General features: G+C 69.6%; 21 protein-coding genes and 1 tRNA gene. 5 read left to right on the top strand and 17 right to left on the bottom strand.

Annotated elements, in window-relative coordinates; translation table 11 throughout:
• From ACFOGJ_RS11020 to ACFOGJ_RS10960, 13 genes are all read right to left on the bottom strand, one after another.
• Nucleotides 1-405, bottom strand: a 405-nt coding sequence (locus tag ACFOGJ_RS11020; protein ID WP_379900219.1) for a hypothetical protein, incomplete at its 3' end; no start/stop codon positions are given.
• Between the two features lie 56 nt (nucleotides 406-461).
• The gene (locus ACFOGJ_RS11015; protein ID WP_379900217.1) at nucleotides 462-1,367 is read right to left on the bottom strand and encodes a MinD/ParA family protein; all 906 of its coding nucleotides are present in this window, start codon (nucleotides 1,365-1,367) and stop codon (nucleotides 462-464) included.
• A gap of 137 nt (nucleotides 1,368-1,504) precedes the next feature.
• Complete coding sequence (locus ACFOGJ_RS11010; RefSeq protein WP_379900215.1) at nucleotides 1,505-2,629, bottom strand: flagellar biosynthesis protein FlhF; 1,125 nt, start codon at nucleotides 2,627-2,629, stop codon at nucleotides 1,505-1,507.
• A 19-nt stretch (nucleotides 2,630-2,648) separates the two neighbouring features.
• Nucleotides 2,649-4,781, bottom strand: coding sequence for a flagellar biosynthesis protein FlhA (gene flhA / locus ACFOGJ_RS11005; protein ID WP_379900213.1), 2,133 nt, complete (start codon nucleotides 4,779-4,781; stop codon nucleotides 2,649-2,651).
• A 170-nt stretch (nucleotides 4,782-4,951) separates the two neighbouring features.
• Nucleotides 4,952-6,397: a sigma-54-dependent transcriptional regulator FlbD gene (gene flbD, locus ACFOGJ_RS11000; protein ID WP_379900211.1), complete on the bottom strand. Its 1,446-nt coding sequence runs from the start codon at nucleotides 6,395-6,397 to the stop codon at nucleotides 4,952-4,954.
• Nucleotides 6,398-6,471: 74 nt separating this feature from the next.
• The gene (locus ACFOGJ_RS10995) at nucleotides 6,472-7,305 is read right to left on the bottom strand and encodes a motility protein A (RefSeq protein ID WP_379900209.1); all 834 of its coding nucleotides are present in this window, start codon (nucleotides 7,303-7,305) and stop codon (nucleotides 6,472-6,474) included.
• Between the two features lie 58 nt (nucleotides 7,306-7,363).
• On the bottom strand, nucleotides 7,364-7,723 hold the full coding sequence (gene fliN, locus ACFOGJ_RS10990) for a flagellar motor switch protein FliN (protein ID WP_379900207.1): 360 nt from the start codon (nucleotides 7,721-7,723) through the stop codon (nucleotides 7,364-7,366).
• 113 nt (nucleotides 7,724-7,836) lie between these two features.
• Nucleotides 7,837-8,571, bottom strand: a complete 735-nt coding sequence (locus ACFOGJ_RS10985) for a hypothetical protein (protein WP_379900205.1) — start codon at nucleotides 8,569-8,571, stop codon at nucleotides 7,837-7,839.
• Between the two features lie 74 nt (nucleotides 8,572-8,645).
• Nucleotides 8,646-9,686, bottom strand: a complete 1,041-nt coding sequence (gene fliG, locus ACFOGJ_RS10980) for a flagellar motor switch protein FliG (protein WP_379900203.1) — start codon at nucleotides 9,684-9,686, stop codon at nucleotides 8,646-8,648.
• 155 nt (nucleotides 9,687-9,841) lie between these two features.
• Nucleotides 9,842-11,506, bottom strand: a complete 1,665-nt coding sequence (gene fliF, locus ACFOGJ_RS10975; protein ID WP_379900201.1) for a flagellar basal-body MS-ring/collar protein FliF — start codon at nucleotides 11,504-11,506, stop codon at nucleotides 9,842-9,844.
• 481 nt (nucleotides 11,507-11,987) lie between these two features.
• On the bottom strand, nucleotides 11,988-13,253 hold the full coding sequence (flgE, locus tag ACFOGJ_RS10970; protein WP_379900199.1) for a flagellar hook protein FlgE: 1,266 nt from the start codon (nucleotides 13,251-13,253) through the stop codon (nucleotides 11,988-11,990).
• A 51-nt stretch (nucleotides 13,254-13,304) separates the two neighbouring features.
• The gene (locus tag ACFOGJ_RS10965; protein WP_379900197.1) at nucleotides 13,305-13,988 is read right to left on the bottom strand and encodes a flagellar hook assembly protein FlgD; all 684 of its coding nucleotides are present in this window, start codon (nucleotides 13,986-13,988) and stop codon (nucleotides 13,305-13,307) included.
• A 34-nt stretch (nucleotides 13,989-14,022) separates the two neighbouring features.
• A complete protein-coding gene (locus ACFOGJ_RS10960; RefSeq protein WP_379900195.1) occupies nucleotides 14,023-15,528 on the bottom strand; it encodes a flagellar hook-length control protein FliK in 1,506 nt (501 codons plus the stop codon).
• Nucleotides 15,529-15,883: 355 nt separating this feature from the next.
• On the opposite strand from ACFOGJ_RS10960, the gene mnmA reads away from it, so the two are divergent.
• Nucleotides 15,884-17,056: a tRNA 2-thiouridine(34) synthase MnmA gene (gene mnmA, locus ACFOGJ_RS10955; RefSeq protein ID WP_379900193.1), complete on the top strand. Its 1,173-nt coding sequence runs from the start codon at nucleotides 15,884-15,886 to the stop codon at nucleotides 17,054-17,056.
• Between the two features lie 7 nt (nucleotides 17,057-17,063).
• Here the strand turns inward: mnmA and ACFOGJ_RS10950 are convergent, their stop codons facing one another.
• The gene (locus tag ACFOGJ_RS10950; RefSeq protein WP_379900191.1) at nucleotides 17,064-17,597 is read right to left on the bottom strand and encodes a DUF3016 domain-containing protein; all 534 of its coding nucleotides are present in this window, start codon (nucleotides 17,595-17,597) and stop codon (nucleotides 17,064-17,066) included.
• 267 nt (nucleotides 17,598-17,864) lie between these two features.
• On the opposite strand from ACFOGJ_RS10950, the gene ACFOGJ_RS10945 reads away from it, so the two are divergent.
• Both ACFOGJ_RS10945 and ACFOGJ_RS10940 read left to right on the top strand, forming a co-directional pair.
• Nucleotides 17,865-19,127 carry an LLM class flavin-dependent oxidoreductase gene (locus ACFOGJ_RS10945; protein WP_379900189.1) on the top strand — a complete coding sequence of 421 codons (1,263 nt, stop codon included), beginning with the start codon at nucleotides 17,865-17,867 and terminating at the stop codon, nucleotides 19,125-19,127.
• A gap of 11 nt (nucleotides 19,128-19,138) precedes the next feature.
• Nucleotides 19,139-19,924 carry an alpha/beta fold hydrolase gene (locus tag ACFOGJ_RS10940; RefSeq protein WP_379900187.1) on the top strand — a complete coding sequence of 262 codons (786 nt, stop codon included), beginning with the start codon at nucleotides 19,139-19,141 and terminating at the stop codon, nucleotides 19,922-19,924.
• 43 nt (nucleotides 19,925-19,967) lie between these two features.
• On the opposite strand, the gene ACFOGJ_RS10935 is transcribed toward ACFOGJ_RS10940, so the two are convergent.
• Nucleotides 19,968-20,378, bottom strand: coding sequence for a type II toxin-antitoxin system VapC family toxin (locus ACFOGJ_RS10935; protein ID WP_379900460.1), 411 nt, complete (start codon nucleotides 20,376-20,378; stop codon nucleotides 19,968-19,970).
• A complete protein-coding gene (locus tag ACFOGJ_RS10930; RefSeq protein ID WP_379900185.1) occupies nucleotides 20,378-20,626 on the bottom strand; it encodes a type II toxin-antitoxin system VapB family antitoxin in 249 nt (82 codons plus the stop codon). Before ACFOGJ_RS10930 ends, ACFOGJ_RS10935 begins: the two co-directional genes overlap by 1 nt.
• Nucleotides 20,627-20,840: 214 nt before the next feature.
• Here ACFOGJ_RS10930 and ACFOGJ_RS10925 point away from each other — a divergent pair.
• Nucleotides 20,841-20,917: transfer RNA gene (locus tag ACFOGJ_RS10925), tRNA-Met, on the top strand.
• Nucleotides 20,918-20,948: 31 nt separating this feature from the next.
• The gene (locus ACFOGJ_RS10920; RefSeq protein ID WP_379900183.1) at nucleotides 20,949-21,314 is read left to right on the top strand and encodes a nucleotidyltransferase family protein; all 366 of its coding nucleotides are present in this window, start codon (nucleotides 20,949-20,951) and stop codon (nucleotides 21,312-21,314) included.
• 104 nt (nucleotides 21,315-21,418) lie between these two features.
• Here the strand turns inward: ACFOGJ_RS10920 and ACFOGJ_RS10915 are convergent, their stop codons facing one another.
• Nucleotides 21,419-23,785 (bottom strand): YbcC family protein, encoded by a 2,367-nt coding sequence (locus ACFOGJ_RS10915; protein ID WP_379900181.1) that lies wholly within the window; start codon nucleotides 23,783-23,785, stop codon nucleotides 21,419-21,421.
• Between the last annotated feature and the right edge of the window lie 14 nt (nucleotides 23,786-23,799).

The raw sequence follows: 23,799 nt of genomic DNA, 5'->3' as shown, positions 1-23,799 counted from the left end.
TTTGCCGCCGGCGGCAGCCTGGCCGGCGCGGGCGGCCTGGGCGGATTCTGGACGGGCAGAGGAATCGGTGCGGCCGCTGCGGCTGCTCTGGGCCGCCTTCTGACTGGCGGCGGCCTGGGCGCCCTGGTTCTGCGACTGGGTCTGTGCCTGCTGGGCGGCGCCCTGCTGGGCGGCCGCCTGGCTGCCGGACGGCGCACTGGCCGGGGGCTGGCTGGTGACCGGCTGGCCGGCCCCGGCCCCGGCGCCGCCGCCCGGTTGGCCCTGGCCGGGCTGTCCCTGGCCGGGCTGTCCCTGGCCGGGCCCGGTCCCGCCGCGTCCGCCTGCGCCCTGGCTGCCGCTTCCCTGGCTGCGACCGCTTCCGGGTGGCGGGGCAGGGGGCAGGGCGCCGCCGTCGATCCCGCTCATGACCGGCCGTGCTCCTGCCTGCCGCCCGTCATCTGCCGCCCGTCATCCGGCGCCTGTCAGCCGCCGCTGTCGGGCAGCGGCAGGGGCGGGCTGCCCGCCGGGGTGCGCACCAGCGCGCTGCGCAGCACCTCGATGTCCAGGGTGGCGACGCTGTTGGGATGCCGCGCCAGGATCGGCTGCTGGTGGCGGATCGATTCCGCCACATGCGGGTCGTCGTGCACGATGCCGGCCAGCCGCGGCGAGATCTTCAGGAACGAGGCGCAGGCCCGGTTCAGCTTGTCGTAGGTGCGCCGCCCCTCCTGCTGGTTCTTTGCCTGGTTGATCACCAGCCGGATGTCGATCTTCGGATCCTTCGCCGTGGCCAGCTTGATGTAGGCATAGGCGTCGGTCATGGAGGTCGGCTCGTCGGTGGTCACCACAAGGTTCAGTCCTGCCATCGCCGACAGCAGGCGCACCGGCATGTCCAGGCCGGCCCCCAGGTCCAGAATCACCCGGTCGTAGTGGGTGGACAGTTCCGCGATCTCGTCCCGCAGCGATTCCAGCCGGTTGCGCGGCAGGCCCGCCAGGGAGCCGGAACCGGACTTGCCGGCGACCACGTCGAAGCCGCCCTCCTCGTAGGGGGTGATCGCCTCGTTCAGGCGGCGCCGCCCCTGTAGCACCTCGCCGAGGTCGCGGCGCGGCATCAGGCCCAGCTGGATGTCGACATTCGCCAGGCCGATATCGCCGTCGAACAGCAGCACCTTCTCGCCCTTCTTGGCAAAGGTCAGTGCCAGGGTGACGGACAGCCAGGTCTTGCCGACACCACCCTTGCCGGAGGCGACCGAGATCACGTTGGTCAGCCGTGCCAGGCTGGCAGCGTGGCGCGCCGGCCGGACGCCACGCGGGTCCTTTGCCGCGGCCCCGGTTGCTGGTCCGGTTGCCGCGCCAGTCGCGGATGGTGCCGCGGTCCGCTTCTGCGGCACCTGACCGCCTTCTCCGCCCTGTGCCGGGCTGCCCGGCCTCGGGGTGTCCTGTTTGGGGGCAGTCGGCTTCCTGGCTGCGGGCTTTGCCTGGCCGTCGGTGGCACGCTGCGGCCGGCCGGTGCCAGCTCGGGACTCGTTCATGCAATTGCCTTCTCGAATGCGGCCTGGATCTCCCGGTCCTCGGGATCGCGCAGCAAGAGTCGCGCCAGGGCGCGCGCCGTGGCCGGTTCCAGGCCATCGGCGACATAGGGATGGACGGACAGGTTGGCCAGCCGCAGCCGGCCATCCTCGGCGGCGGCCAGCAGCCCGCCATAGCGGCGGGAGCCGTCCAGCCGGGTGCCGATCAGCTGCCGTGCGCCGGCCTCGGCAAAGACCGACGCGATCTCTCCGGCTTCCGCCGGATCGCCGCCGGCGGACATCACCAGCACCGCGTCGCCATGGGCGGCGGCCACCAGTTCGCTCATCGACGCGACTTCCGCCGCATCGAACGGGTTGATGCCCGGCGTGTCGATGAAGACCGGCCCGCTGTCGCGCGCGGTATCGACCGCGCGGGCCAGCTCATGCGGCGATTCCACTGTCACCATGGGCTGACGCAGCAGGTCGACGAAGGTCGACAGCTGCGCCACCGCGCCGGAGCGGACCGTATCGGCGGAGATCACCGTGACCTTGATGCCGGCGAGGACCGCCCGCGCCGCCAGCTTGGCACAGGCCAGGGTCTTGCCCGCGCCCTGCATGCCGACAAGCACGACCGGCCGTTTGGGTGCCGGCGGCAGCGGCACGAAGCGGAAGCATTCGTCCAGCGCCCGGGCCAGCGCGCCCTGGGGGTCGCCCAGGCCGTGGCCGGCCGCCGACAGGGTCAGCCGTTCATTCAGGCGGACCGGCACGCCATGCCATGCCAGGATGCGGGCCATCTCTTCGGCAGCCGCGACCAGCTGGTCCTGACTGAGGCCGGCGGTGCCGGCCACCGCAGGTGCCTGGTCCAGAGCCGCATTGAGCACCTGGTCGAAGGCAAGCGGATCCGGCATCTCGTCGGGGGAGGCCGGGCGCCCGTCGCTGGCCGCCGGTCCGGGGCGCACCGGCAGGGTGCGGGGGGGCGGGGTCTGCGGGTCGGCGGCCAGCGGGTCGCGCTCGAAGGCCGCGGTGACCTGCACGCCGCCGCCGGTGCCGCGCTGCAGGCTGGAAATGATGATCGCATCCTCGCCGAATTCGTCGCGGACCTTGCGGATCGCCTCCGACATGTTCGGCGCGGTGAAGTTGCGCATGCGCATGATCGGGCCGCGGTCAGATCTGCGCCAGGGTGCGCAGACGCACCTTCGGGTGCACCTCGTTCTGCGACATCACCGCGGTGGCGGGGCGGAAGCGCTCGATGATCGAGCGCACGAAGGGACGCACGGCCGGGCTGGTCAGCAGCACCGGCATATGGCCCTCCTGGGCCATGCGGTCATAGACGTCGCGCACCCGGTGGATGAACTCCTGCAGCATCGACGGCGGCATTGCCAGCTGCCGGTCGTCGCCCTGGCCGACGAGGGATTCCGCGAAGTTCTGCTCCCATTCCGGCGACAGGGTGACGAGCGGGATATAGCCGTCGAAATTCACGAAGGAATGGCTGATCTGCCGCGCCAGGCGGGAGCGCACATGCTCGGTGATCTGGGTGATGTTGTGGGTATAGCCGCAGGCTTCCGAGATCGCCTCCAGGATCGACGGCAGGTCGCGTATCGACACCCGCTCCGCCAGCAGGTTCTGGAGCACCCGCTGCACGCCGTTCACCGAGATCCGGCTGGGGATCAGGTCGCCGACCAGCTTCTGGTTCAGGTCCGGCAGTTCGTCCAGCAGCTTCTGCGTCTCCGCATAGGAGAGCAGGTCCGCCATATTGTCCTTCAGCACCTCCGTCAGGTGCGTGGTGATCACCGTGCCCGGGTCGACGACGGTATAGCCGCGGAACATCGCCTCCTCGCGCAGGCTCTCGTCCACCCACATCGCCGGCAGGCCGAAGGTGGGCTCCACCGTCTCCTCGCCCGGCAGGTCGATCTTCGAACCGTTCGGGTCCATCACCAGCAGGTGGTTGACCTTCAGCTCGCCACGGCCGGCCTCCACCTCCTTCACCCGGATCGTGTAGCCGTTCGACGACAGCTGCATATTGTCCAGGATCCGCACGCTGGGCATGATGAAGCCCATGTCCGTCGCCAGCTGGCGGCGCAGCGCCTTGATCTGGTCGGTCAGGCGCACCCCCTGCACCGCATTGATCAGCGGCAGCAGGCCATAGCCGAGTTCCAGTCGCAGATCGTCGATCTGCAGCGCGGTGGAGATCGGCTCCTCCGCCGGCACGGCGGTCTTCTGCGCCTCCTGCTCGGCGACCTCCTCGACCGCCGCCCGCTGGTGCTTCTTGCTTGTGTACCAGGCCAGCCCGCCTGTCGCCGCCGCCAGCAGCAGGAACGGGATCATCGGGATGCCCGGCAGCACCGCCAGGGCCAGCATCAGGAAGGAGGTGACCCCCAGCGCCTTGGGATAGCCGCCGAGCTGGCCGAACAGGGCCTTCTCCGTCGACCCTTCGACACCGCCTTTGGAGACCATCAGGCCCGCCGCGGTGGAGACGATCAGTGCCGGGATCTGCGAAACCAGGCCGTCGCCCACCGTCAGCACAGTGTAGTTGTTCAGCGCATCGGAGAAGCTCATGTCCTTCTGCGCGACGCCGATGATCATGCCGCCAATGATGTTGATGAAGGTGATCAGCAGGCCGGCGACGGCGTCGCCGCGCACGAACTTCGCGGCGCCGTCCATGGCGCCGAAGAAGTTGCTCTCCTCCTCCAGGGTCTTGCGTCGCTTGCGCGCCTCGGTCTCGTCGATCAGGCCGGAGGACAGGTCGGCGTCGATCGCCATCTGCTTGCCGGGCATGGAATCCAGGGTGAAGCGGGCAGCGACCTCCGCAATGCGGCCCGAACCCTTGGTGATCACGACGAAGTTCACGATCACCAGGATGCCGAAGACGATCAGGCCGATGACGAAATTGCCGCCCATGACGAAGTCGCCGAAGGCCTGGATCACCTGCCCGGCAGCGTCGGTGCCCTTGTCGCCCTCGCCCAGGATCAGGCGGGTGGAGGCGAGGTTCAGCGACAGCCGCAGCATCGTCGCGATCAGCAGCACCGTCGGAAAGGAGTTGAATTCCAGCGGCTTCTGGATGAACAGGCAGGTCATCAGCACGATGACCGAGAAGGTGATGGAGATCGCCAGGCTGATGTCGAGCAGCCAGGTCGGCATCGGCAGGATCAGCACCACCAGGATGGCGACGACGCCGAGCGCCAGGCCGACATCCGCCGTCAGGCCCAGGCTGCGCATGCGCGCGACAAGCGCGTCGACGCCGAGCTGTCCGCCCGACGGGCCGCCGCCGCCCGAACCCTGACCTTGCGCCTCGCTCATCCCGTCACGCTTTCCCGGCGGCTCTCGCCACGCCGGCCTTGTCCTGCGGCCGCCGGCTCACCGGCAGCCAGAATCCACATCAAAAGGGACCCCACACCAACAGCGACGATGGGGCCTGTCCATGGCCTGGCGGCCGTGGCGGCCCGGCCGTCGCATCCGGTTCCCGGCAATCAGTAGGCGGCGCGCTGACCCTCGCCCGGCATCGGCACCTGCACGCCTTCGTCGGAATACTGCTTCAGCTTGTTGCGCAGGGTCCGGATCGAGATCCCGAGAATGTTGGCGGCATGGGTGCGATTGCCCAGGCAATGGTTCAGGGTGTCGATGATCAGGGTCCGTTCCACATCGGCGACCGTCTGGCCGACCAGCCTGGCGCCCGTCGTTTCCGTCCCCGGCTCCAGCGGGCCCGCCTCGCCGCCGGCCGATTCTGCCGGCTTCGCGGCGGGCGGCGCCTCGCCTGCGGGAGCGGCGGTGCCGGGGCCGGGCGAAGCGGCCGGCCGCGCAGAGGCCGCCAGCGGCGAGCCGTCCGGCAGGCGCATCGCCGCCTCGCCGATCTCCGGCCCCTGCGCCAGCAGCACTGCGCGGTGCATGGTGTTCTCCAGCTCCCGCACATTTCCCTGCCAGCGATAGGCCTGGGCCATCTTCAGGGCGCCGGCCGACAGCGGCCGCGGCGGCAGGCCGTTGGCCTTGGCATATTTGTCGGCGAAATGCTTCGCCAGGACCTCGATATCCTCCGGCCGCTCGCGCAGCGGCGGCAGCTTCAGGTTCACCACGTTGAGGCGGAAGAACAGGTCCTCGCGGAACTGGCCCTCCGCCACCGCCTTGGCCAGGTCGCGGTTTGAGGTGGCGATCACCCGCAGGTCGACCTGCACCGGCCGCCCGCCGCCGACCCGGTCGATTTCCCGTTCCTGGATCGCGCGCAGCAGCTTCGCCTGCAGGCGCACGTCCATCTCGGTGACCTCGTCCAGCAGCAGGGTGCCGCCATGGGCCTCTTCGAACTTGCCGATGCGCCGGGCCACGGCACCTGTGAAGGCGCCCTTCTCATGACCGAACAGCTCCGATTCCAGCAGGTTGTCCGGGATCGCCGCGCAGTTGACCGAGATGAAGGCATTGCCCGACCGGTCGCTCTTGCCGTGGATGTAGCGCGCCAGCACCTCCTTGCCGGTGCCGCTCTCGCCGGTGATCAGGATCGATGCCGTCGACTTCGCCACCTGGTCGGCCAGTTCCAGCACCTGCCGGATCGCCGGGTCGCGGTAGATCAGCTGGTGGCTTTCCTCGGCGACCGCCTCAAGCACCGCGGCGATCAGTTCCGCCTCCGGCGGCAGCGGCAGGTATTCCTTCGCACCGGCGCGGATCGCGTCCACCGCGGCGCGACTGTCATTGCCGATGCCGCAGGCCACCACCGGCAGGGAGAAGCGCTCCTGCGCCAGCTGCCCGACCAGGCGTCGGATATCCTCGTGCACGTCGACCAGCGCCAGGTCGGCGCCCTGACCGCGGCGGAGCTGCTCCATCGCCGCGTCGATCGTGTCCACCTGGGTCACCTTGGCGCCCCGGTCCATCGCGATCTTGCTGGCGGCGCCGATCTGCCCGTTCAGTGTGCCGATGATGATCAAACGCATGATGACATCCTCAGATCGTCAATTGGGTCCCGCCCGCGCGCCACCCGGCAGCGCCGACGGTCGTTCTTGCCGGCTCAGCCGTACAGGCTCACCCGCTCCGCCGGCGGCAGCAGCGTGTTCAACAGCGTCTCCAGCCGGCGCGGATTCTCCTGCCGGGCGATCGAGACCGCCGCGATCAGGATGATGTTGTGCAGGAGCATCAGCTCCTCCGCGTTGCGCTCCAGCTTCGATGCGATCGGCGCGAAGAACACGTTCGCCATGATCGCGCCGTAGAAGGTGGTCAGCAGGGCGACCGCCATGCCCGGGCCGATCGATTCCGGCGTCGACAGGTTGCCCAGCATCTGTACCAGGCCCACCAGGGTGCCGATCAGGCCCATCGCCGGCGCGACCTCGGAGGCCCGCCGCAGCACCGCGACCGACTTCATCGTCCGCTGGCTGATCGAGTTCATCTCCCGTCGCAGGACCCGCTCGATCTCGTCCGGCGGCACCGTGTCGACCACCATCTGCAGGGCCTGGAACAGGTATTCCTCCTCGTCCAGCTGGTCGAGGATCGACTGCAGCGACAGCGGGCTGTCGCGCCGTGCCTTGTCGGACAGCCGCAGCATCATCAGGGTCATGTCCGACGGCTGTTCCAGCCGCCGGAAGAAAGCCTGCGCGACCACCCGCTGTGCAGCAAACACGTCGCGGGCCGAAAAGCTGACCATCGTGACGGCATAGGTGCCCAGGATCACGATCATGATCGCGGGCACGTCGAAGAACGAGCCCGGCGAGCCGCCCAGGACGATCGCCGCGACGATCAGGAAGACCGCGCCGGTCAGGCCCAGGACGGTCGCAAGGTCGAGCCCGCGGAACCGCGGTTCCGCTTCCTCCTCCGCTACACCCTGTCCGGCCTCTTCATACTCCGCCACGCGGCTCTCCTGCCCGGCCGGGACCGGGCGCAGGCCCGGACCCAGGTCGTTCCCGCCCTCAGTGCTGGGCGCTCTTGATGATTTCCGTCATGGTGATGCCCAGGCGATCCTCGACCACCACGACCTCGCCGCGGGCGACCAGCCGGTTGTTGACGTAGATGTCGATCGCCTCGCCCACCTTGCGGTCCAGCTCCACCACCGCGCCGCGGCCGAGCTTCAGCAACTGGCTGACCTGCATGCTGGATTTCCCCAGCACCGCGGAGACCTGCACCGGGATGTCGAACACCGCCTCCAGGTCGCCGGCGGTGCGCGCCTGCGGTTCCTCGATCGCCGGGCCCTCGTCGCCGCCATCGCCGGCATCGGCCATCGGCTGGCTCTTGTCCAGTTCGTCCAGCTTGAACTCGTTGTCGTCAGCCATGTCCTACATTCCCGCCGGCGACCGGCCTGTCCCGGTCTCCGGCTTCCAGGTGACGATCCCGCCGGCGGTCCCCGCCGGCGGCCATGCCGCGGTCGTGCCGGTGCCCGTCCGCCTCATTCCGCCGCCGCCAGGCCGCGGCCCTGCAGATAGCGCCCGACCGCGGCGTCGATCTCCTGCATGACCTCGCTCTCGCTGCGCATGGCCTCGCCCTCGGACCAGACCAGGCGGGCGTCCGTCGGCTGCAGCCCCGGCTCCGGCTTCACGATCAGCTTGCCGGCGAAGCCGCGCGCGGTCGCCAGCTCCTGCAGGCGGTCCTGTACAGCCTCCGCGATCTCGGGCGCCAGGCTCACCACGACCTGCGGCTCGTCGCGCAGCTGGCCGATACAGTCGGCAACCAGCGCCTCCACCTCCGCCTCGGGCTGGCTCTCCATCAGCCGTGCCGCCAGCTGGCCGCCGACGGCGCGGGCGATGCCGATCGACTGCCGTGTCAGCATATGGCCTGTGGCCTGCTCCGACGGGCCGAGCTCCGCCAGACCGGCGCCGATCCGGTCCAGCGCCTCGGCGATGGCGGCGTTGATCTCCGCCCGCGCCTCCGCCAGCCCGGCCTCGTGCCCGGCGGCGTAGCCCTGTTCGCGCACCTCCGCCATCTCGGCCTGTCGCCGCCGCTCGGTCTCGTCGCGCTGCGGCGAGCGATAGGCCTCCACCGCTTCCGCCGAGGGGTCGAACTGCTCGCCGAAGGTGAACTTGCGGACATTGGCCGCCTTCTTCCCGCCGGGCGCCACGACCTGCGGGCCGTCGGGCGGCGGCCGGCGCGTGCCCGGCGCGGTGTTGCCCGATTCATTGGCCATGGCGGACCCCTCCGGTCAGACGCACCACTCTGGTCGGGGCCGGCGATGCGGCGGACGGGCAGGCGATCGGCGCCTCAGTAGACCAGCTCATCCTCGCCCTTGTTGTCGGCCAGGATGATCTCGCCCTTGGTGGCCAGGTCCTTGGCGATGTTGACCATCGCCATCTGCGCCTCGTCGACGTCACGCAGGCGGACAGGGCCCATCGCCTCCATGTCCTCGCGCAGGATCTTGCCCGCGCGCTCCGACATGTTGGAGAAGAACAGGTCGCGCAGCGCGTCGGAGGCGCCCTTCAGCGCCAGCGCCAGCTTGTCCTTGTCGACCGCGCGCAGCAGGGTCTGCACACCCGACGGGTCGAGCTTGATCAGGTCCTCGAAGGTGAACATCAGCGCCTTGATGCGCTCCGCGGCGTCGCGGTTGCGCTCCTCCAGGGAGGCGATGAAGCGGTTCTCCGTGTTGCGGTCCAGGTTGTTGAAAATCTCCGCCATCATTTCGTGGCTGTCGCGCCGGGCGGTGCGCGCCAGGTTCGACATGAACTCCACGCGCAGAGTCTGCTCGACCTTGTCCAGGACCTCTTTCTGGACGGATTCCATGCGCAGCATGCGCATGATGACTTCCATCGCGAATTCTTCCGGCAGCGCGGCGAGCACCCGGCTGGCATGGTCGGAGCGGATCTTCGACAGCACCACGGCGACGGTCTGCGGATATTCGTTCTTCAGGTAGTTGGCGAGCACCGTCTCGTTCACGTTGCCCAGCTTGTCCCACATGGTGCGGCCGGCGGGACCGCGGATCTCCTCCATGATCAGGTCGACCCGGTCCTGCGGCAGGGCCTTGGCCAGCAGGCGCTCGGTGCTCTCGAACGTGCCCATCAGCGAGCCGGTGGTGGAGAACTGGTTGGCGAACTCCACGAACAGCTTCTCGACCGCCTCGGAGGAGACATTGCCCAGATTGGCCATCTCCTGGGAGATCTCCTTGATCTCCTCGTCGTCCAGCAGCGGCCACAGGTGCTGGCCGAACTCCTCGCCCAATGCCAGCATCATCAGCGCGGCCTTCTGCGGCCCGCGCATCGAGCTGGTGGTCATCATCGTCCGCCGACCGGGACCGTCACGTCCGGACATCGATGCTCTCCTTCGTCACTCCGGACCGGCAGGCGGTCCCCCCGGACATCCTGTTCCGGACCGTCCGCCGCATCGCCTCGATGGGCCGCAGCGGGCGCATTGTCTCATGCCGCGGGGGGCGGAAGCCAGACGCCCCGGAACAGGTCATGCGCCTATCAGCCGCCCTGGTAGAGCCAGTTGCGCATGATCGCGACCGCCTCGTTCGGATTGCGCTCCACGATCTCGCCGATCTTGCTCAGGGACGACGCCTTCACCTGGCCCTCGATGCGGGCGATGTCGATCATCTCCTCGATGCCGGAGCGCGGCCGCGCGAGCTGTGCCAGGTCCGCGCCCTGTGGCAGGTCGCCGCCATCGCCGCGCGGCTGCGCCGCGATCACGTCGGGCCCGGTCAGGCGGCCGGCGGTCCCGGCCGCCGCCAGGGCATGGCCGCCGGACGGCGCGCCGCGCACGATGCGGTTGACGATCGGGCGGACCACGAACAGCATCGCCAGCAGGCCGAGGATCGCCAGGATGCCGATCTCGCCGATGCGGAACAGCTCCGCCCGGCTCATGCCCAGCAGCAGGCCTTCCTCTGGCGGCGGACCCAGCTGCTCGTTCACCGTGAAGGGCAGGCTGACCAGCTGCAGCTCGTCGCCGCGCGTCTCGTCGAAGCCCATCGCCGTGCGCACCAGCTGTTCCAACTGCTGCAGCTGCTCGGGTGGGCGCGGCTGGAAGGTCACTTCGCCGTCGGTACCGGTCACCGGCACCTGGTTCACCAGGACCGCGACCGACAGCCGGCGCACCTGACCCGCCTCGCGGATCTGGGTGGTGACGGTGCGCGAGATCTCGAAGTTCGTGGTTTCCTCGGAGCGCTGGCTGGCCTGCTGGTTGCGGGCGCCGCCGGTCTGCTCCTCCTGCGGGATGTTGTTGGCGATGCTGACATTGTCGGCATTGCCCTGGCTGGAATTCTCGTTCTCCGTCACGCTCTGGACGGAGCGGGCGACCTGGCCGTCGGGGTCGTACTGCTCGATGTTCGAGGTGACCCGGTCGAAATCCATGTCGGCATTGACCTCGGCCCGGACATTGCCGATGCCGACGGAGCGCTCCAGCAGTCCCTCGATGGAGGCGCGCAGCCGCTCCTCGTAGTTGCGTCTTGCGTCGATGGATTCCGAGCCGGCTGCCGCCTTGGTCGGGTCGTCGGAGCCGCTGGCCAGCAGCTCGCCCTTGTCGTCGACGATGGAGATGCGGCCGGTCTGCAGATCGGGCACCGCGGCTGCGACCAGGTTCTGGATCGCGCGCACCTGCTCGCGGTCCAGGGTGCGGGTCAGCCGCAGGATGATCGAGGCGGAGGCTTCCTGCGTCTGGTTCTCGAAGACGCCGCGCCGCGGCAGCACCAGGTGGACGCGGGCGTTGCTGACGCCGTTGATGGTGCGGATCGACCGTGCCAGCTCGCCTTCCAGCGCGCGGGTGCGGTTCAGGTTCTGCACGAAGCTGGTGGCGCCGAAATTGTCGGTGCGGTCGAAAAGCTCGTAGCCCAGCGAGCCGCCGGACGGCAGGCCCTGCTGCGCCAGCGACATGCGGGCGCGCAGCACCTCGTCCTGGGGGACGTAGATCTGGCTGCCGTCGCCGCGCAGCTCGTAAGGCATGTTCATCGCCTCGAGCTGGCTGGTGATCGCGCCGGCCTCCGTGATGTTCAGGTCGCTGTACAGCAGCCCCATCGCGGGCTGCGACACGCGCATGATCAGGAAGGCAAAGAACGCGATCAGGCCGGCGGTGACGCCGAGGATCATCGCGATACGTGCGACCCCCAGGCCGCGGAGGGTATTCAGTAAGTTTTCCACAACAGAACGCCCTGTCTGACCCCGCCTCCGGTCACCCTGACCCCGCCTCCGGTCACCCTGACCCCGCCTCCGTCAGTCCCGGTCTTCCGGAGGTGGTGACTGTCCTACGCCGAAAGTATGAACAACGCCTCAACGCCGCTGCGCCTGTGGACCGCTGCGCCTGTGGACCGCTGCGCCAGAAGCCCCGTTCTCCGGTCCCCGCAGCCGCAGTCGGTGCCGGTTTCCGCACGCAATATCGCCCGCGTCGACTGCCCTTCAATATCTGCGGGGCGGGACCGGGCAAAAATTACCTAGTCGGACGATACATGAAAATCGCCGGAATGAACACGGGAATTCAAGGTTGGCCGGTCAAGCATCTGATATCGCAGGCGAAAGGGCAGGCGGGGGTCGCCCGGCCGAAACGCGAACGGCGCCCCGGGGGAAGCCGGGGCGCCGTGGCGAAGCAGGGGGCGCAGGATGCGCTGCCGGAACCGGCTCAGGATCACCGCTTCAGGCGGATGATCTCCTCCAGCATCTCGTCGCTGGTGGTGATGATCTTGCCGGAGGCCGAATAGGCCCGCTGGGTGACGATCATGTCGGCGAACTCGGTGGCCAGATCGGTGGTCGACTGTTCCAGGGAGTTCGGCGAGACATTGCCGGAGCGGCCGGTGCCCGCCCAGTTCTCCAGGGCATTGCCGGAGGCCACGGTTTCGCGGAACACGTTGCCGGTTTCCGACGACAGGCCGTTGGCGTTCTGGAAGGCGACGATCGGCACGCGGTAGATCTTCTGCGTCTGGCCGTTGTCGAACTGGGCGGAGACGACGCCGTCGGTGCCGATCGCCATGCCGGTGAAGTTGCCCGACTTGTAGCCGTCCTGGGTATAGGCGGAAACGGAGAAGCTCTCGCCGTAGTTGGTCAGGCCGTCGGTATCGCCGACTGTGCCGATGTCCAGGTCGACGGTGCTGTCGGTGGTCGAGTTGTCCCAGTCGATCGCCAGTGCGGAGAAATCGGGCAGGGCCGACGGCGCGCCGGTCGCCGCAAACGTCGCGGTGCCGGTGTTCGGCGTGATCGTACCGTTGGCCGTGCCGTCGGACGCCAGGGTCGGGTTGCCGATATCGATCGTCCACTCGTTGGCGGTCGCCGTCTTGGTGAAGGTCAGCTGCATGTTGTTGGCCAGCCCCTTCTGGTCGAACACCTGGATCGTGGTGGTGTAGGTGTCGCCGTTCACGGCATTGGCCGGCAGGTTGGCATTCAGGTCGGCGGTGGTCGTCGCCTGCGCGGTGCCGGTGAAGTTGGAAATCCGGACCGGGGTCAGGTTCGCCACCTCGGGTACGCTCAGTGCGTTGATCTGCGCGTCCGTCAGGCCCTGGCTGAGCTGCAGGCCCAGCAGGTTGTAGCCGGCGGTGTTCTTCAGATAGCCGTCGGCGTCCAGCTTGAACTCGCCCGCCCGGGTGAACAGCCGGTCGTTGGACGTTGCCGTCGGCGCCACCGGGAAGAAGCCCTGGCCGTTGATGCCGATGTCTGTTGCCGAGGTGGAGGCCTGCAGCAGGCCCTGCTCGTCGATATTGGCGATCGGCTTCACCCGCACGCCGCCGGCCGAATAGGCGTCGCTGCGTCCGGCATTGGTCACCAGTGTCTGGAAGGCCGAGGAACTGGTCTTGTAGCCCACCGTCTGCACGTTGGTGATGTTGTCGGAGATGATCGCCATCGCCGTGCTCTGTGAGTTCATTCCGGTCACGCCGGAGAACAGGGCGGAGAAAAGGCTCATCTCGGGGCTCTCCTCATGTCATAGGGCTGCAGCGGGGCGGGCGGCCCGGGCTCAGCTCTCGCTCTTCGTTGCGGGCGCGCGCACGCCCAGAATGTCGTCGACGCTGATCAGCACATTGCCCATCGCCAGGCTGGTGACGCCTTCGACCGTCTCCACGCCGGTCACCTTGCCGGTCACCGTCATGCCGACGTCGATCGGCTTGTCGGTCTTGTCGAAGGCGGAGACGACCAGGGTGTAGGCGCCGTCCGGCAGCTCGACCCCGGAATTGCTCTTGCCGTCCCAGGTCAGCGCATGGTTGCCGGCGTCGCGCACCGCTTCGCCGAAGGCGACCACCTTGCCGGCGGAATCGGCGATCGCGTATTCGGCCCGCTCCGCCGAGACCGGCAGGGTGTAATTCCAGCGCGCCTGGCCATCCGACAGCATCGTCGTGGACCCGGAGGCTTCCACGTCCTCGCCCAGATAGTTGAGGTAGGTGGCGTTCTGGCCGCGGCGGACATCGGCGATCAGGGTGTCGAAGTTCTTGTTCGCGAGGATCGACTGCTCGACCTGGCTGAACTGCACCAGCTGCTGGGTGAATTGCGCGGAATCCAGCGGGTCCAGCGGATCCTGGTTGCGCAGCTGCGTGGTCAGCAGGGTCAGGAAGGTGTCGAAATTCTCCGCCAGCTTCGCCTCGGCCTTGTCCGGGCTGGTCAGCTGGCCGTTCGACGCGCCTGCAAGTGCGGTTTCCCCGATCATCGGTTCAGGTCCTCAAGCTCTCGTGCCGGCACGATCACGCCACGATGTCGAGCGCGCGGTCGCTCTTCCACTGCTGCGCCTCGACCGCAGCGGCCTCTGCGCTCAGCAGGCCCTCGCCATCCTCGCCGCCCTTGTCGCGGCCGGCGAAGTCGCGCCCGCCATTGCCGTCATCTGTGGGCGCGCCGCGTCCATCGTCGCGCAGGCTGAAGTTCAGCCCGTCGCTGTTGGTCTTCAGGCCGGCATCCTGAAGCGCCTGCTGCAGGGAACGGCTGTCGCGCTGCAGCAGGTCCAGGGTGTCCTGGTTGTCCGCCATCACGGTCGCGGTGACGGCACCGTCCTGCATGTGCAGCCGGACATCGACCCGGCCCAGATCGGCGGGTTCGAGCTGGATGCGGATCTGGTCCATGCCGTCCTTCGCCATGCTGGCGATGCGGACGGCGACCTGGTCCACCGGCGGCTGCGGCAGCGGCGCGCGGGACTGCTGCGGCGCCTGCTGTGCCTGGGTCTGCGCCGATTTGTGCGCCTGGTCGGCCTGCTGCGCGAGCTGCGTTGCTGTCGGCTGGCCGTTGGTCGCCTGCGCGGACTGCGCCGCGCTCTGGCCCGATGCCTGTGAGGCGGTGCCGGCGGCTTCCGCACGCAGCGCCTCGGCCCCGGCCGCCTGGCCGGCACGGCCCGCCATCTCGCGGCCGGTTGCCTGGCCTGCACCCTGGCCGTTGAGGGCGGCGGCGAACTGTTCCGCGCGTGCCTGCATGGCGGCGGGATCGGCCTGCGCCTGCAGCGGCTGGGTGGGCAATTGGGTCGGGGACTGGCCGTTCTGGCCCCCCAGGTTGGACTGAGAGCCGGAGTTCCCGTTCTGGCCCTGTCCGCCGACCTGCCCGCCGGCTGCGAGAATGAGGCTGCCCGGGTTGGTGCCCTTGCCGAACACCGCGCCCAGGGATGTCGCGCCGGCCGCGGCCGGCTGCACCAGGGCCTCGCGCTTGTCGCCGCGGCGCACGGCGGCTTCCGCCATCGCGTCCTGGCGCCAGGCGGCCCGGTTGTTGATGGTGGCGAGGCCGGCCTGCAGCTCGGCACCCGGGACCATGTCGCCCTGCGGCACTGCGGCCTGCTGCGGGGCGGCCTGGGCCTGGGCCGGTCCGGCCACCGCCTGCGCGGCGGTGGAGGCCAGCAGCTGCTGCTGCAGCTCGCCCTGGCCCTGGCCGCCTTCGCCCTGCAGCTGCGGACGGAACTGGAAGGGGAGGAACTCGGTGACCGTTGCGCGCCCGTCCTGCGCCGGCCTGTCGCTCTCCGCCCGTTCCTTCTCTTCCTCCGCCTCGCGGAGCAGGCTTTCCTCTTCCAGTTCGTCCAGGCCGCTGTCGTCGAAGGCCTGCTGATAGGCCTCGTCCTTGCGTCGGGCGGACTCGGAGGCGGCGAGGATATCCGCGAAGGACTCGAATCCGGGGCGTGTCTCCACCCCGCGGCCTGCCTGGTCGGCGCCGTTGAACGCGCCCTTCGCCAGTGCGGCCGGATCGGCCCTCAATGCGATCTGTTCCATGGTGGCCATGGCGACCTCATTCCTTCAAGCGGCTCCTGCCGCGTCCGAGCTCCCGTGCGGCATTTGCTGCCGCGTGGACCGATACGGAGGCACCTTGTTGTCCGGTGCCCGTTGCACCCGTCGGTTTCGGGCGATGGGTTTGCAAGGCATGGGCCAGTTTTTCGGCCGGGCTGAATCCGTTGAAGATTCAACCGCTTGCCCGAAGCGGACCGATCCCGGGGCGGGGCAGCGGCAGGATTTGCCATTCCGGTCGCGGCAGGCTTTGCCGATCCGGCAGGAAGAGTCGACCGGCCGGGCAGGGGGGCACAAAGCCGCCGGTTGCCCCGGCGATTGCCCCGGCGACGCGGCTGCATATATTGCCGGCATGTCCGCAACCGATCCGAACATTCCCGATCCCGGCCTGCCTGACCTCGGTCTTCCGGGCCCGCGCTGGTCGAACCGCGTCGTGGTCGCCATGTCCGGCGGCGTGGACTCCTCCGTCACCGCCGCCCTGCTGGCGGAGGCGGGCTATGACGTGGTCGGCATCACCCTGCAGCTCTACGACCATGGCGCGGCAGTACAGAAGAAGGGCGCCTGCTGCGCCGGCCAGGACATCCACGATGCAGGCCAGGTAGCGGCAAGGATCGGCATCCCGCACTACGTGCTGGACTATGAGAGCCGCTTCCGCGACGCGGTGATGGAGGATTTCGCCGACACCTACCTGGCGGGCGCGACGCCGATCCCCTGCATCCGCTGCAACGAGCGGGTGAAGTTCCGCGACCTGCTGGAGACCGCCCGCGACCTGGGGGCGGCGGCGCTGGCCACCGGACATTACGTGCGCCGCGCGGACGGACCGGACGGCCCGTGCATGCTGCGCGGCCGCGATCCGGGCCGCGACCAGAGCTATTTCCTGTTCTCCACCACCGCCGAACAGCTCGCCTTCCTGCGCTTCCCGCTGGGCGGGATGGAGAAGTCGGAGGTGCGCGCCCATGCCGCCCGGCTCGGCCTGCCGGTGGCGGAGAAGCCGGACAGCCAGGACATCTGCTTCGTGCCGCAGGGCCGCTACACCGACGTGATCGAGCAGCTGCGCCCCGGCGCCGCGCAGCCCGGCGAGATCGTCGACCTGGACGGGCGGGTGCTGGGCCGGCATGACGGCATCCTGCGTTTCACCATCGGCCAGCGCCGCGGCATCGGCATCGCCGCGGCGGAACCGCTGTTCGTCGTCCGCCTGGACGCCGACCGGGCGCAGGTGGTCGTCGGCCCGCGCGAGGCGCTGCTTTGCGGCGGCCTGACCCTGCGGGAGTGCAACTGGCTGGCGCCTGTGGACGACGCCTTCGAAGCCGGCATCCGGGTGCGGTCGACCCGGCCGCCGGTGCCGGCGACGATCCTGCCGGGCCCGGACGGCGTGGCGGAGGTCCGCTTCGCGGAGCCGCAGGAAGGCGTGGCACCCGGCCAGGCCGGCGTCGTCTATGACGGCGAGCGGGTGCTGGGCGGCGGCTGGATTGCCGCGACCCGGCCGCTGCAGGTCTCAGCGGACGGTTGCGCCAGCGCCGCCTGACCGGACCTCATGCCGGCGGCGGCCGGTCCTCCACGAAACGGCTGTGGAACCAGCGATCCAGCATGAACTTCTCGAACGGCATCGGGCGGCTGCGATAGCGCCAGGCGGGACCGGTCAGGTAGCTCATGTCCCTGACTTCCTCTTCGGCCTGCCGGAGCAGGGTGCCGTCTTCCCGCAGGCGGTAGCGAAGGCTGATCCGCGGCCAGGTGATGTCCCGCATGAAGCGGACGTCATGCGCCCGCAGGTGCCAGGGTTCGATCCGACCCGCCAGGTCGAGGTCCAGCACTTCCACCTCCAGCACCTGGCCGGGCGGCAGGAAGCGGCCGCCCAGCGCCTCCAGGTGGATGCGAAGCCCGTCCAGCGCCGGCGCCAGCGCATCCGGCCCATGGCCGCCACGCAGGCGGGCGTCGGTGAAGTCGGCCGGGTCCACATAGGTGACATCGACCCGGCCGCCGCCGGCTTCCGACTGCAGCTGCGCCGCAGCCGCCGGGCCGGCCGCGGGCAGGGTCAGCAGAAGGGCCAGGATCGTCCGGGCAGCCATGGCGGGTCCCTCCGTGCGGTCGGTCGTTGCGAACGGCTCGCATTATCCCCCGGAAACGCGCCATTGCACAGCCCGTCCGGGCCCTGGCTCTTGTTGGGCACCACTTGTCCGGCCACCCTTGCCCGGCAGCCCGCGCCCGGCCGATACTTGTTCGTGCCGAACACCGCTGCCCTGTGACCGGCGGTTGCGGTTGCGGCGACGGGCGACAAGCCGGGCGGCGGAAGCCGGAACCGGCGGCAGCGCGCGATCGGGGGAAGGGAGGCGCCGATGAAGTTCACCTGGTTCAACCTGATGCCATGGCCGTACCTGCCGGACGATTTCCGGCAGGCGCACCGCTCGGTCTGGGTCGACATCCCGCCGCGGCTCTATGACCCGGAGAAGGGGCACCACCTCTACCACCGCTATCTGGACCAGCTGGAATATGCGGAGAGCCTGGGCTTCGACGGCATCGGGGTGAACGAGCATCACGCCAATGCCTATGGCCTGATGCCCTCCCCCAACATCATGGCGGCGACCCTGTCGCGGCGGACCTCGCGGTCGGCGCTGGTGGTGCTGGGCAATTCCATCGCGCTGTACAACCCGCCGATCCGGGTGGCGGAGGAATTCGCCATGCTGGACGTGCTGTCCGGCGGCCGGCTGGTGGCGGGCTTTCCCGTCGGCACCTCGATGGACACCAACTATGCCTACGGCACGGTGCCGGCCCTGACCCGGGAGAGATATGCCGAGGCGCATGAGCTGATCATGCGCGCCTGGGCGGCGGACGAGCCTTTCGCCTTCAACGGCCGCTATACCCAGCTGCGCTATGCCAATTGCTGGCCGAAGCCGGTGCAGCGGCCGCGGCCGCCGGTCTTCATTCCCGGCGGCGGTTCGGTGGAGACCTACGACTTCTGCCTCGATAACGACTATGCCTATTCCTACCTCTCCTTCACCGGCTACAAGCGGGCGCAGAAGCTGATGGACGGCTTCTGGGCGCAGGTCGACGCCCGCGGCCTGGACCCCTCGCCCTATCGCGCCGGCTTCGCGCAGACGATCTGCGTGGGGGAGACGGATGCGGAGGCCGAGCGGCTCTACGCCGACCATGTCTCCTACTTCTACAACCGCTGCCTGCACGTCTTCCCCGGCTTCGCCGACGCGCCCGGCTACCGCACGGTCAAGACCCTGCAGGCGCAGGCCCTGTCGCAGCTGACCCGCGCCAGCCTGAACGAGCTCGCCTCGCTGTCCTGGGGCGACCTGGTGGAGGGCGGCCATATCATCGCCGGCAGCCCCGACACGGTGGCGGAACGGATGGAGGCGCTGATCCGGGGCCTGCGGGTCGGCAACATCTTCTGCCTGATCCATGTCGGCGACATGCCGGACGAGAAGGTGCGCCACTCCACCCGCCTGTTCGCGGAGAAGGTGATGCCGCGCCTGCGCAACCTCTGGCCCGAATTCGGCAATCACGACGACCGGTTCTGGATCCACCCGATGCCGGACCGGGCGGTGCCGGCGCCGGCCGTTCCCCAGGCGACTGACAGTCAGGCTGCCGAGTGATGGGGGCGGCAATGCAGGCACACCATGTCGAGACGGCGAACGGCCGCTGCCGGGTGCGGGTCTATCAGGGCGGCGCCGGGCCGGACCTGCTCTACCTGCACGGCGCCGGCGGGCTGTTCCCGGACGATCCCTTCCTGGCGGCGCTGGCCGGCCGGTACCGGGTGCATGCGCCGCTGCTGCCGGGCTATGAGGACAGCGAGGGCGCGGAGCATCTGCGCACCATGCTCGACGTCACCCTGCACGGCTTCGACGTGATGGAGGCGCTGGGGCTGGAGCGACCGCTGCTGGCCGGCCATTCCATGGGCGGCATGATCGCGGCGGAGATGGCGGCGGTGGCGCCGATGGCGGTCGACCGGCTGGTCCTGCTCTGCCCGGCCGGGCTGTGGTACGACCGCGCGCCGATGCCCGACATCTTCGCCAAGCTGCCGTTCGAGCTGCCCGGCCTGCTGTTCCACGACGCCGCGATGGGCTCGACGATGCTGACCGCCGGCCTGGACCTGGACGACCCGGCCTTCCTGTCGGAGTTCATGATCGGCAATGCCCGCCGCCTGGGCATGGCCGGCAAGCTCTTGTTCCCGATCCCCGACCGCGGCCTGAAGGACCGGCTCTACCGCATCCGCGCCCGCACCGCCCTGGTCTGGGGCGCGGAGGACCGGCTGATCCCGCAGGACCCCTATGCCGCCGGCTTCGCCAATGGCATCAGGGGCGCCACCCTGACGGCGATCCCGCAGGCCGGCCATATGGTGCAGTATGAGCGGCCGGAAGAAACCCTGGCGGCGATCGCGGCGATCGCCTGAAAGGCGCGGCACGCGATGCGACGACCGATCCGTAGGTGCCTCTTCAGAAGGTCCAGGGTGAAACAAGCTTGAGATCGGCAGGTTCGAAATCGGCCAGGTTGCGGGTGGCAAGCCGTCCGCCATGGACTCTTGCGATTGCCGCGATCATGCCGTCAGGGGCCGACATCGTGCGCCCCTGACGGATGGCTTTGGCCATGATCTCGCCATAGGCAAGGGCGGCTTCCTCCGTCAGGCCGTAGATCCGGTCCGAGAAGCGTCGCCGCCAGTCGGCAAGTCCCCGGGCGAGACGCGTCGCGCGCTGGTCCGGCCGGATCTTCGCGATGCCGAAAGCCATCTCGGCAATGACAATTGTCGAAAGGGCCAGTTCGGCATCGTGCCGTACGAGCCAGGCAACGACCGCTCCATCGGGCGATTTCCGCAGGGTTTCCGAAACGACATTCGTATCGAGAAAAATCAGAGTTCCGGCCCCTCATGGGGCGAGCGGCTTTCCCGGATGACAGAGTCGAGATCGATATCGGTTCCGCAGGTTTCTGTGATCCGCGCATAGAACGTGGCCGCAGGCTCGCGCCCGGTCTGGCGGGTTTCGTAGGCCTCGAGCGCCCGCACGACGATCTCGGCGATCGAGCGGTTTTCCCGCCGTGCAAGACGATGCGCGAGATCGCGCGCCCTTGCACTGCGGACGGACAGTTGCGGTTCGGCCATGGGCACCTCTTTGACTGACGAGATATGGACGCGATCAGGCCTGCCATCAAGATGGCACTTGATGCCATGATGGCAGGCCTGATCGTGCAGGATCGCGGCGGCGCTTTCCCGAAGGGCCCATTATTCATGTTGACACCGGCCCCCCGGCCCGGTATCTGCCCCGGCCTGACCCGTTCCGCGCCGCCGCAGGGGCAGCAGGCGAACGGGATCGTGTGGCGGAGTAGCTCAGTTGGTTAGAGCAGCGGAATCATAATCCGCGTGTCGGGGGTTCGAGTCCCTCCTCCGCTACCACTCTTTCCGTGTCGGCCCGGGAGCACGCGACATGGTGGATCGAGGCCAGGCGGCTGACGCTGCGCTCCCGACCGGCAACGCACCGGTGGTGCGGGACGGGTTGTCACGGTCCGGCATTCTCAACACACTCCGCAGCAATCGCGCGCTTCTCGACCACTTTTCTGTGCACCAGATTGCGCTGTTCGGCTCCCATGCCACCGACCAGCCCCGTCCCGACAGCGACATCGACCTGTATGTCGAATTCGACGCGCCGACCTATGCCAACTATCTGGGCCTGGCCGAAGCGCTCGAGGATCTGTTCGGGCGCAAGGTGGACCTGATGACCGGGGCGGGCCTGGACGGCATCCGCGTCCCCGAGGTCGCTGCGAGAATTCGCAGGTCGCTGGTCTTTATCTGACCGGGGCGAATGCGGTTCGGCGCTGGGGTACTTGCAGCAAGACGCTGGGCGTGGCGCCGCCCTGCATGCGGGAAAGACGCCGCCGCCGCCTCCCCCGCATGCATTCATGCCGCCAGTTCGACCGCCGGCGCTTCCGCCCAGGTCAGGCCGGCCTGGTAGCGCGCGGCGATGCGGCCCTGCCGCAGCGCCAGCAGGTGCAGCCAGCCATTGTCGAACAGGGCGCGGACCTGCGGATGGCGGTCCAGGATGTCGAGGATCGCGTGCTGCGGCGCTTCCACCAGCACGCTCAGGCGCAGCGGGGTATGCACCGGCGCCGCGCCGTCGCTGACCGCCTGCCAGGGCAGGCCGGGCCGCAGGGTGCCGCCATTGCCCTCCACCACGCCGATGCCGCCGGTCACGTTGTGCAGCAGCTTGTTGCCGCCGCCGAAGGCCTGCGGGGCGACGGTCGAGCCGTAGTATTGCAGGCTGATCCAGCTGGCGACGACCACCGGCGCGGTCAGAATCAGCTCCAGGGTGGCAAAGCCCTCGTCCGTCTCCCAGTCGTAGCTGTGCAGGAAGGTGCGGCCGTCGAATGACGCGCCGGCGGTGACGCTGCGCGGCGCCGCGATGAAGGCGGCGCAGTCCGCCAGCCCCCATTCGGGCCGCACCTCCGCCCAGTTCAGGGCCCGCGCTGCGACAGTGCCGGCGGTCGCCCCGGGCAGCCGCAGCGCGCGCTCCGCCCGGGCCCGGGCACCGGCCGCCGACAGCCAGTCCCGTGCCTGCGTCAGGTCGCCTGCGCCTTCCGTGTCGTACAGCATCACCTGATCCGTTGTGGTGTCGTGCAGGCCCGCCAGGAAGCGGGTGTCCGCCGGCAGAGCGATGCCGTGGGCGGGCAGGCCGGCCCGCGCATCCGGGTCGTTCAGCAGCAGGGCGAGCAGGCGGGCGGAGACCTCGCCGGTATGACCGCCGCAGGCGCCGCAATGATAGGCGCTCTCATGCGGGTTGTTGGTGACCTGCGCGCCATGGCCCAGCAGGAGGACCAGCGGCGCATGGCCGGCGGTCAGGCCCATCGCCTTGAGCACCGTGGCGGCGGTCCGGGCCTTCGCTTCCGGCGACAGCGCCGGGTCCAGCCGTGGCGCCGGCTGCGCCTTCTCGCGCCGATGGCCGAGCCCCAGCGCATCAGCGACCAGCTTCGCGCCGTAGAACGGGCCGGCCGCCTCGACGAAGGCGAATGAGGAAACGGCGGCCTGCCGGAAGCGGCCCCAGGCGCGCAGCGTGCGGGCCGCGATCCGGGTCGCACGCTCGGCCGCCTCTGGGGCGCTGCTTTCGGAATGCAGCGCCGGCTGCAGCAGGACCGGCAGATGCGCCTCCTCCAGCTCCGAGCCGTGCGGGCGGTGGGCCAGCGGCAGGCCGAAGAAGCCGGCGAAGCCGATCGTGTCGATCCCGGGGTCCTGCGCCTCCAGCGCCCGCCGGAAGACCTCCGACCGCACGTCGATGCAGAAGGCCGCCTGAAGCGCCGGCCGGGAGTGCCGAGGCACCGGCGCCGCCAGGGCGTCGTCCAACCGGTGCTGGTAGGCCCGTTCCGCCGCCGTCTGAAGGATCTCGTCGACGACATGGTCGGCGTTCGGCACCACCGGTGCCGCATGGCCGGCAAGCGCCCCGGTCCAGTCCGCCGCCGCCTGCGGCACCGCCGCCAGAAGCGCCTCCTCCCAGACCAGCCGGGCGGCCAGCAGGCCGGCGATGGCGGTATCGCTGCCCGCCGCCTGCTCGGCCCGCCAGAGCAGCCAGCGGGCATGCTGCGCCCAGCCGCCGAGCTCCATCAGCAGCCGGTGGAACACCGTCTCCGCCGCCGCCTCGTCGATCCCCAGCCGCTCCGCGGCCCGCAGGATCGCCCGTTCCGGCGTGTCGGGGGCGGCGGCCACATGGGCGCAGAAGCCGTCCAGGCCGGCGATCTCCGGCGTCAGGTCGACGCTCGCCCAGGCCTGCCAGGCGGCATAGGAATCCTGTCCCGGGGCCGGCGACCAGAGCGCCTGGCCGCGGTCGAAATGCCCGGCCGCCCACAGGCCGAAGCTCTTCGCGATCACCGACGGCCAGTCGGTGCCGGAGGCACCTGCGGCCAGTTCTGCCACGGTCGGCAGCGCCTGCACCGGCGGATGTGGGGCGGAAGCGGCGGCCTTCAGTGCGGCCACGCTTGCCGGCCGCAGCGGCGAGGTGCAGGCGGCCAGGGCCTCCGACAGGTCGTCGTCGGAGATCCGGCCCGCCGCGATCTCGGCGAGAAAAGCCGCGCGCGGCCGGGTCAGGGCGACGCCGGCGACCCGGCCCAGCCGGGCGGCGGCGGTGGCGAGGTCTTCGTCCGCCTGGCCCACGAAGGGGTTGACCGCGACGGTCGCGTCCAGCGGGAAGGCCGGGGGAATGGCATGCGCGGCGCGTTCCGCCGCGGCCAGGATGCCGGAGGCCCGGGCCGGCGCGATCTGCATCTTGTTCTGGAACATCGCTTTCTCCTCCG

The organism is Marinibaculum pumilum (genome assembly GCF_042646425.1).
GTDB lineage: Bacteria > Pseudomonadota > Alphaproteobacteria > Ferrovibrionales > Ferrovibrionaceae > Marinibaculum > Marinibaculum pumilum.
Note: the sequence above shows the minus strand (reverse complement) of the source record. Positions and strands in the feature narration are given on the sequence as shown.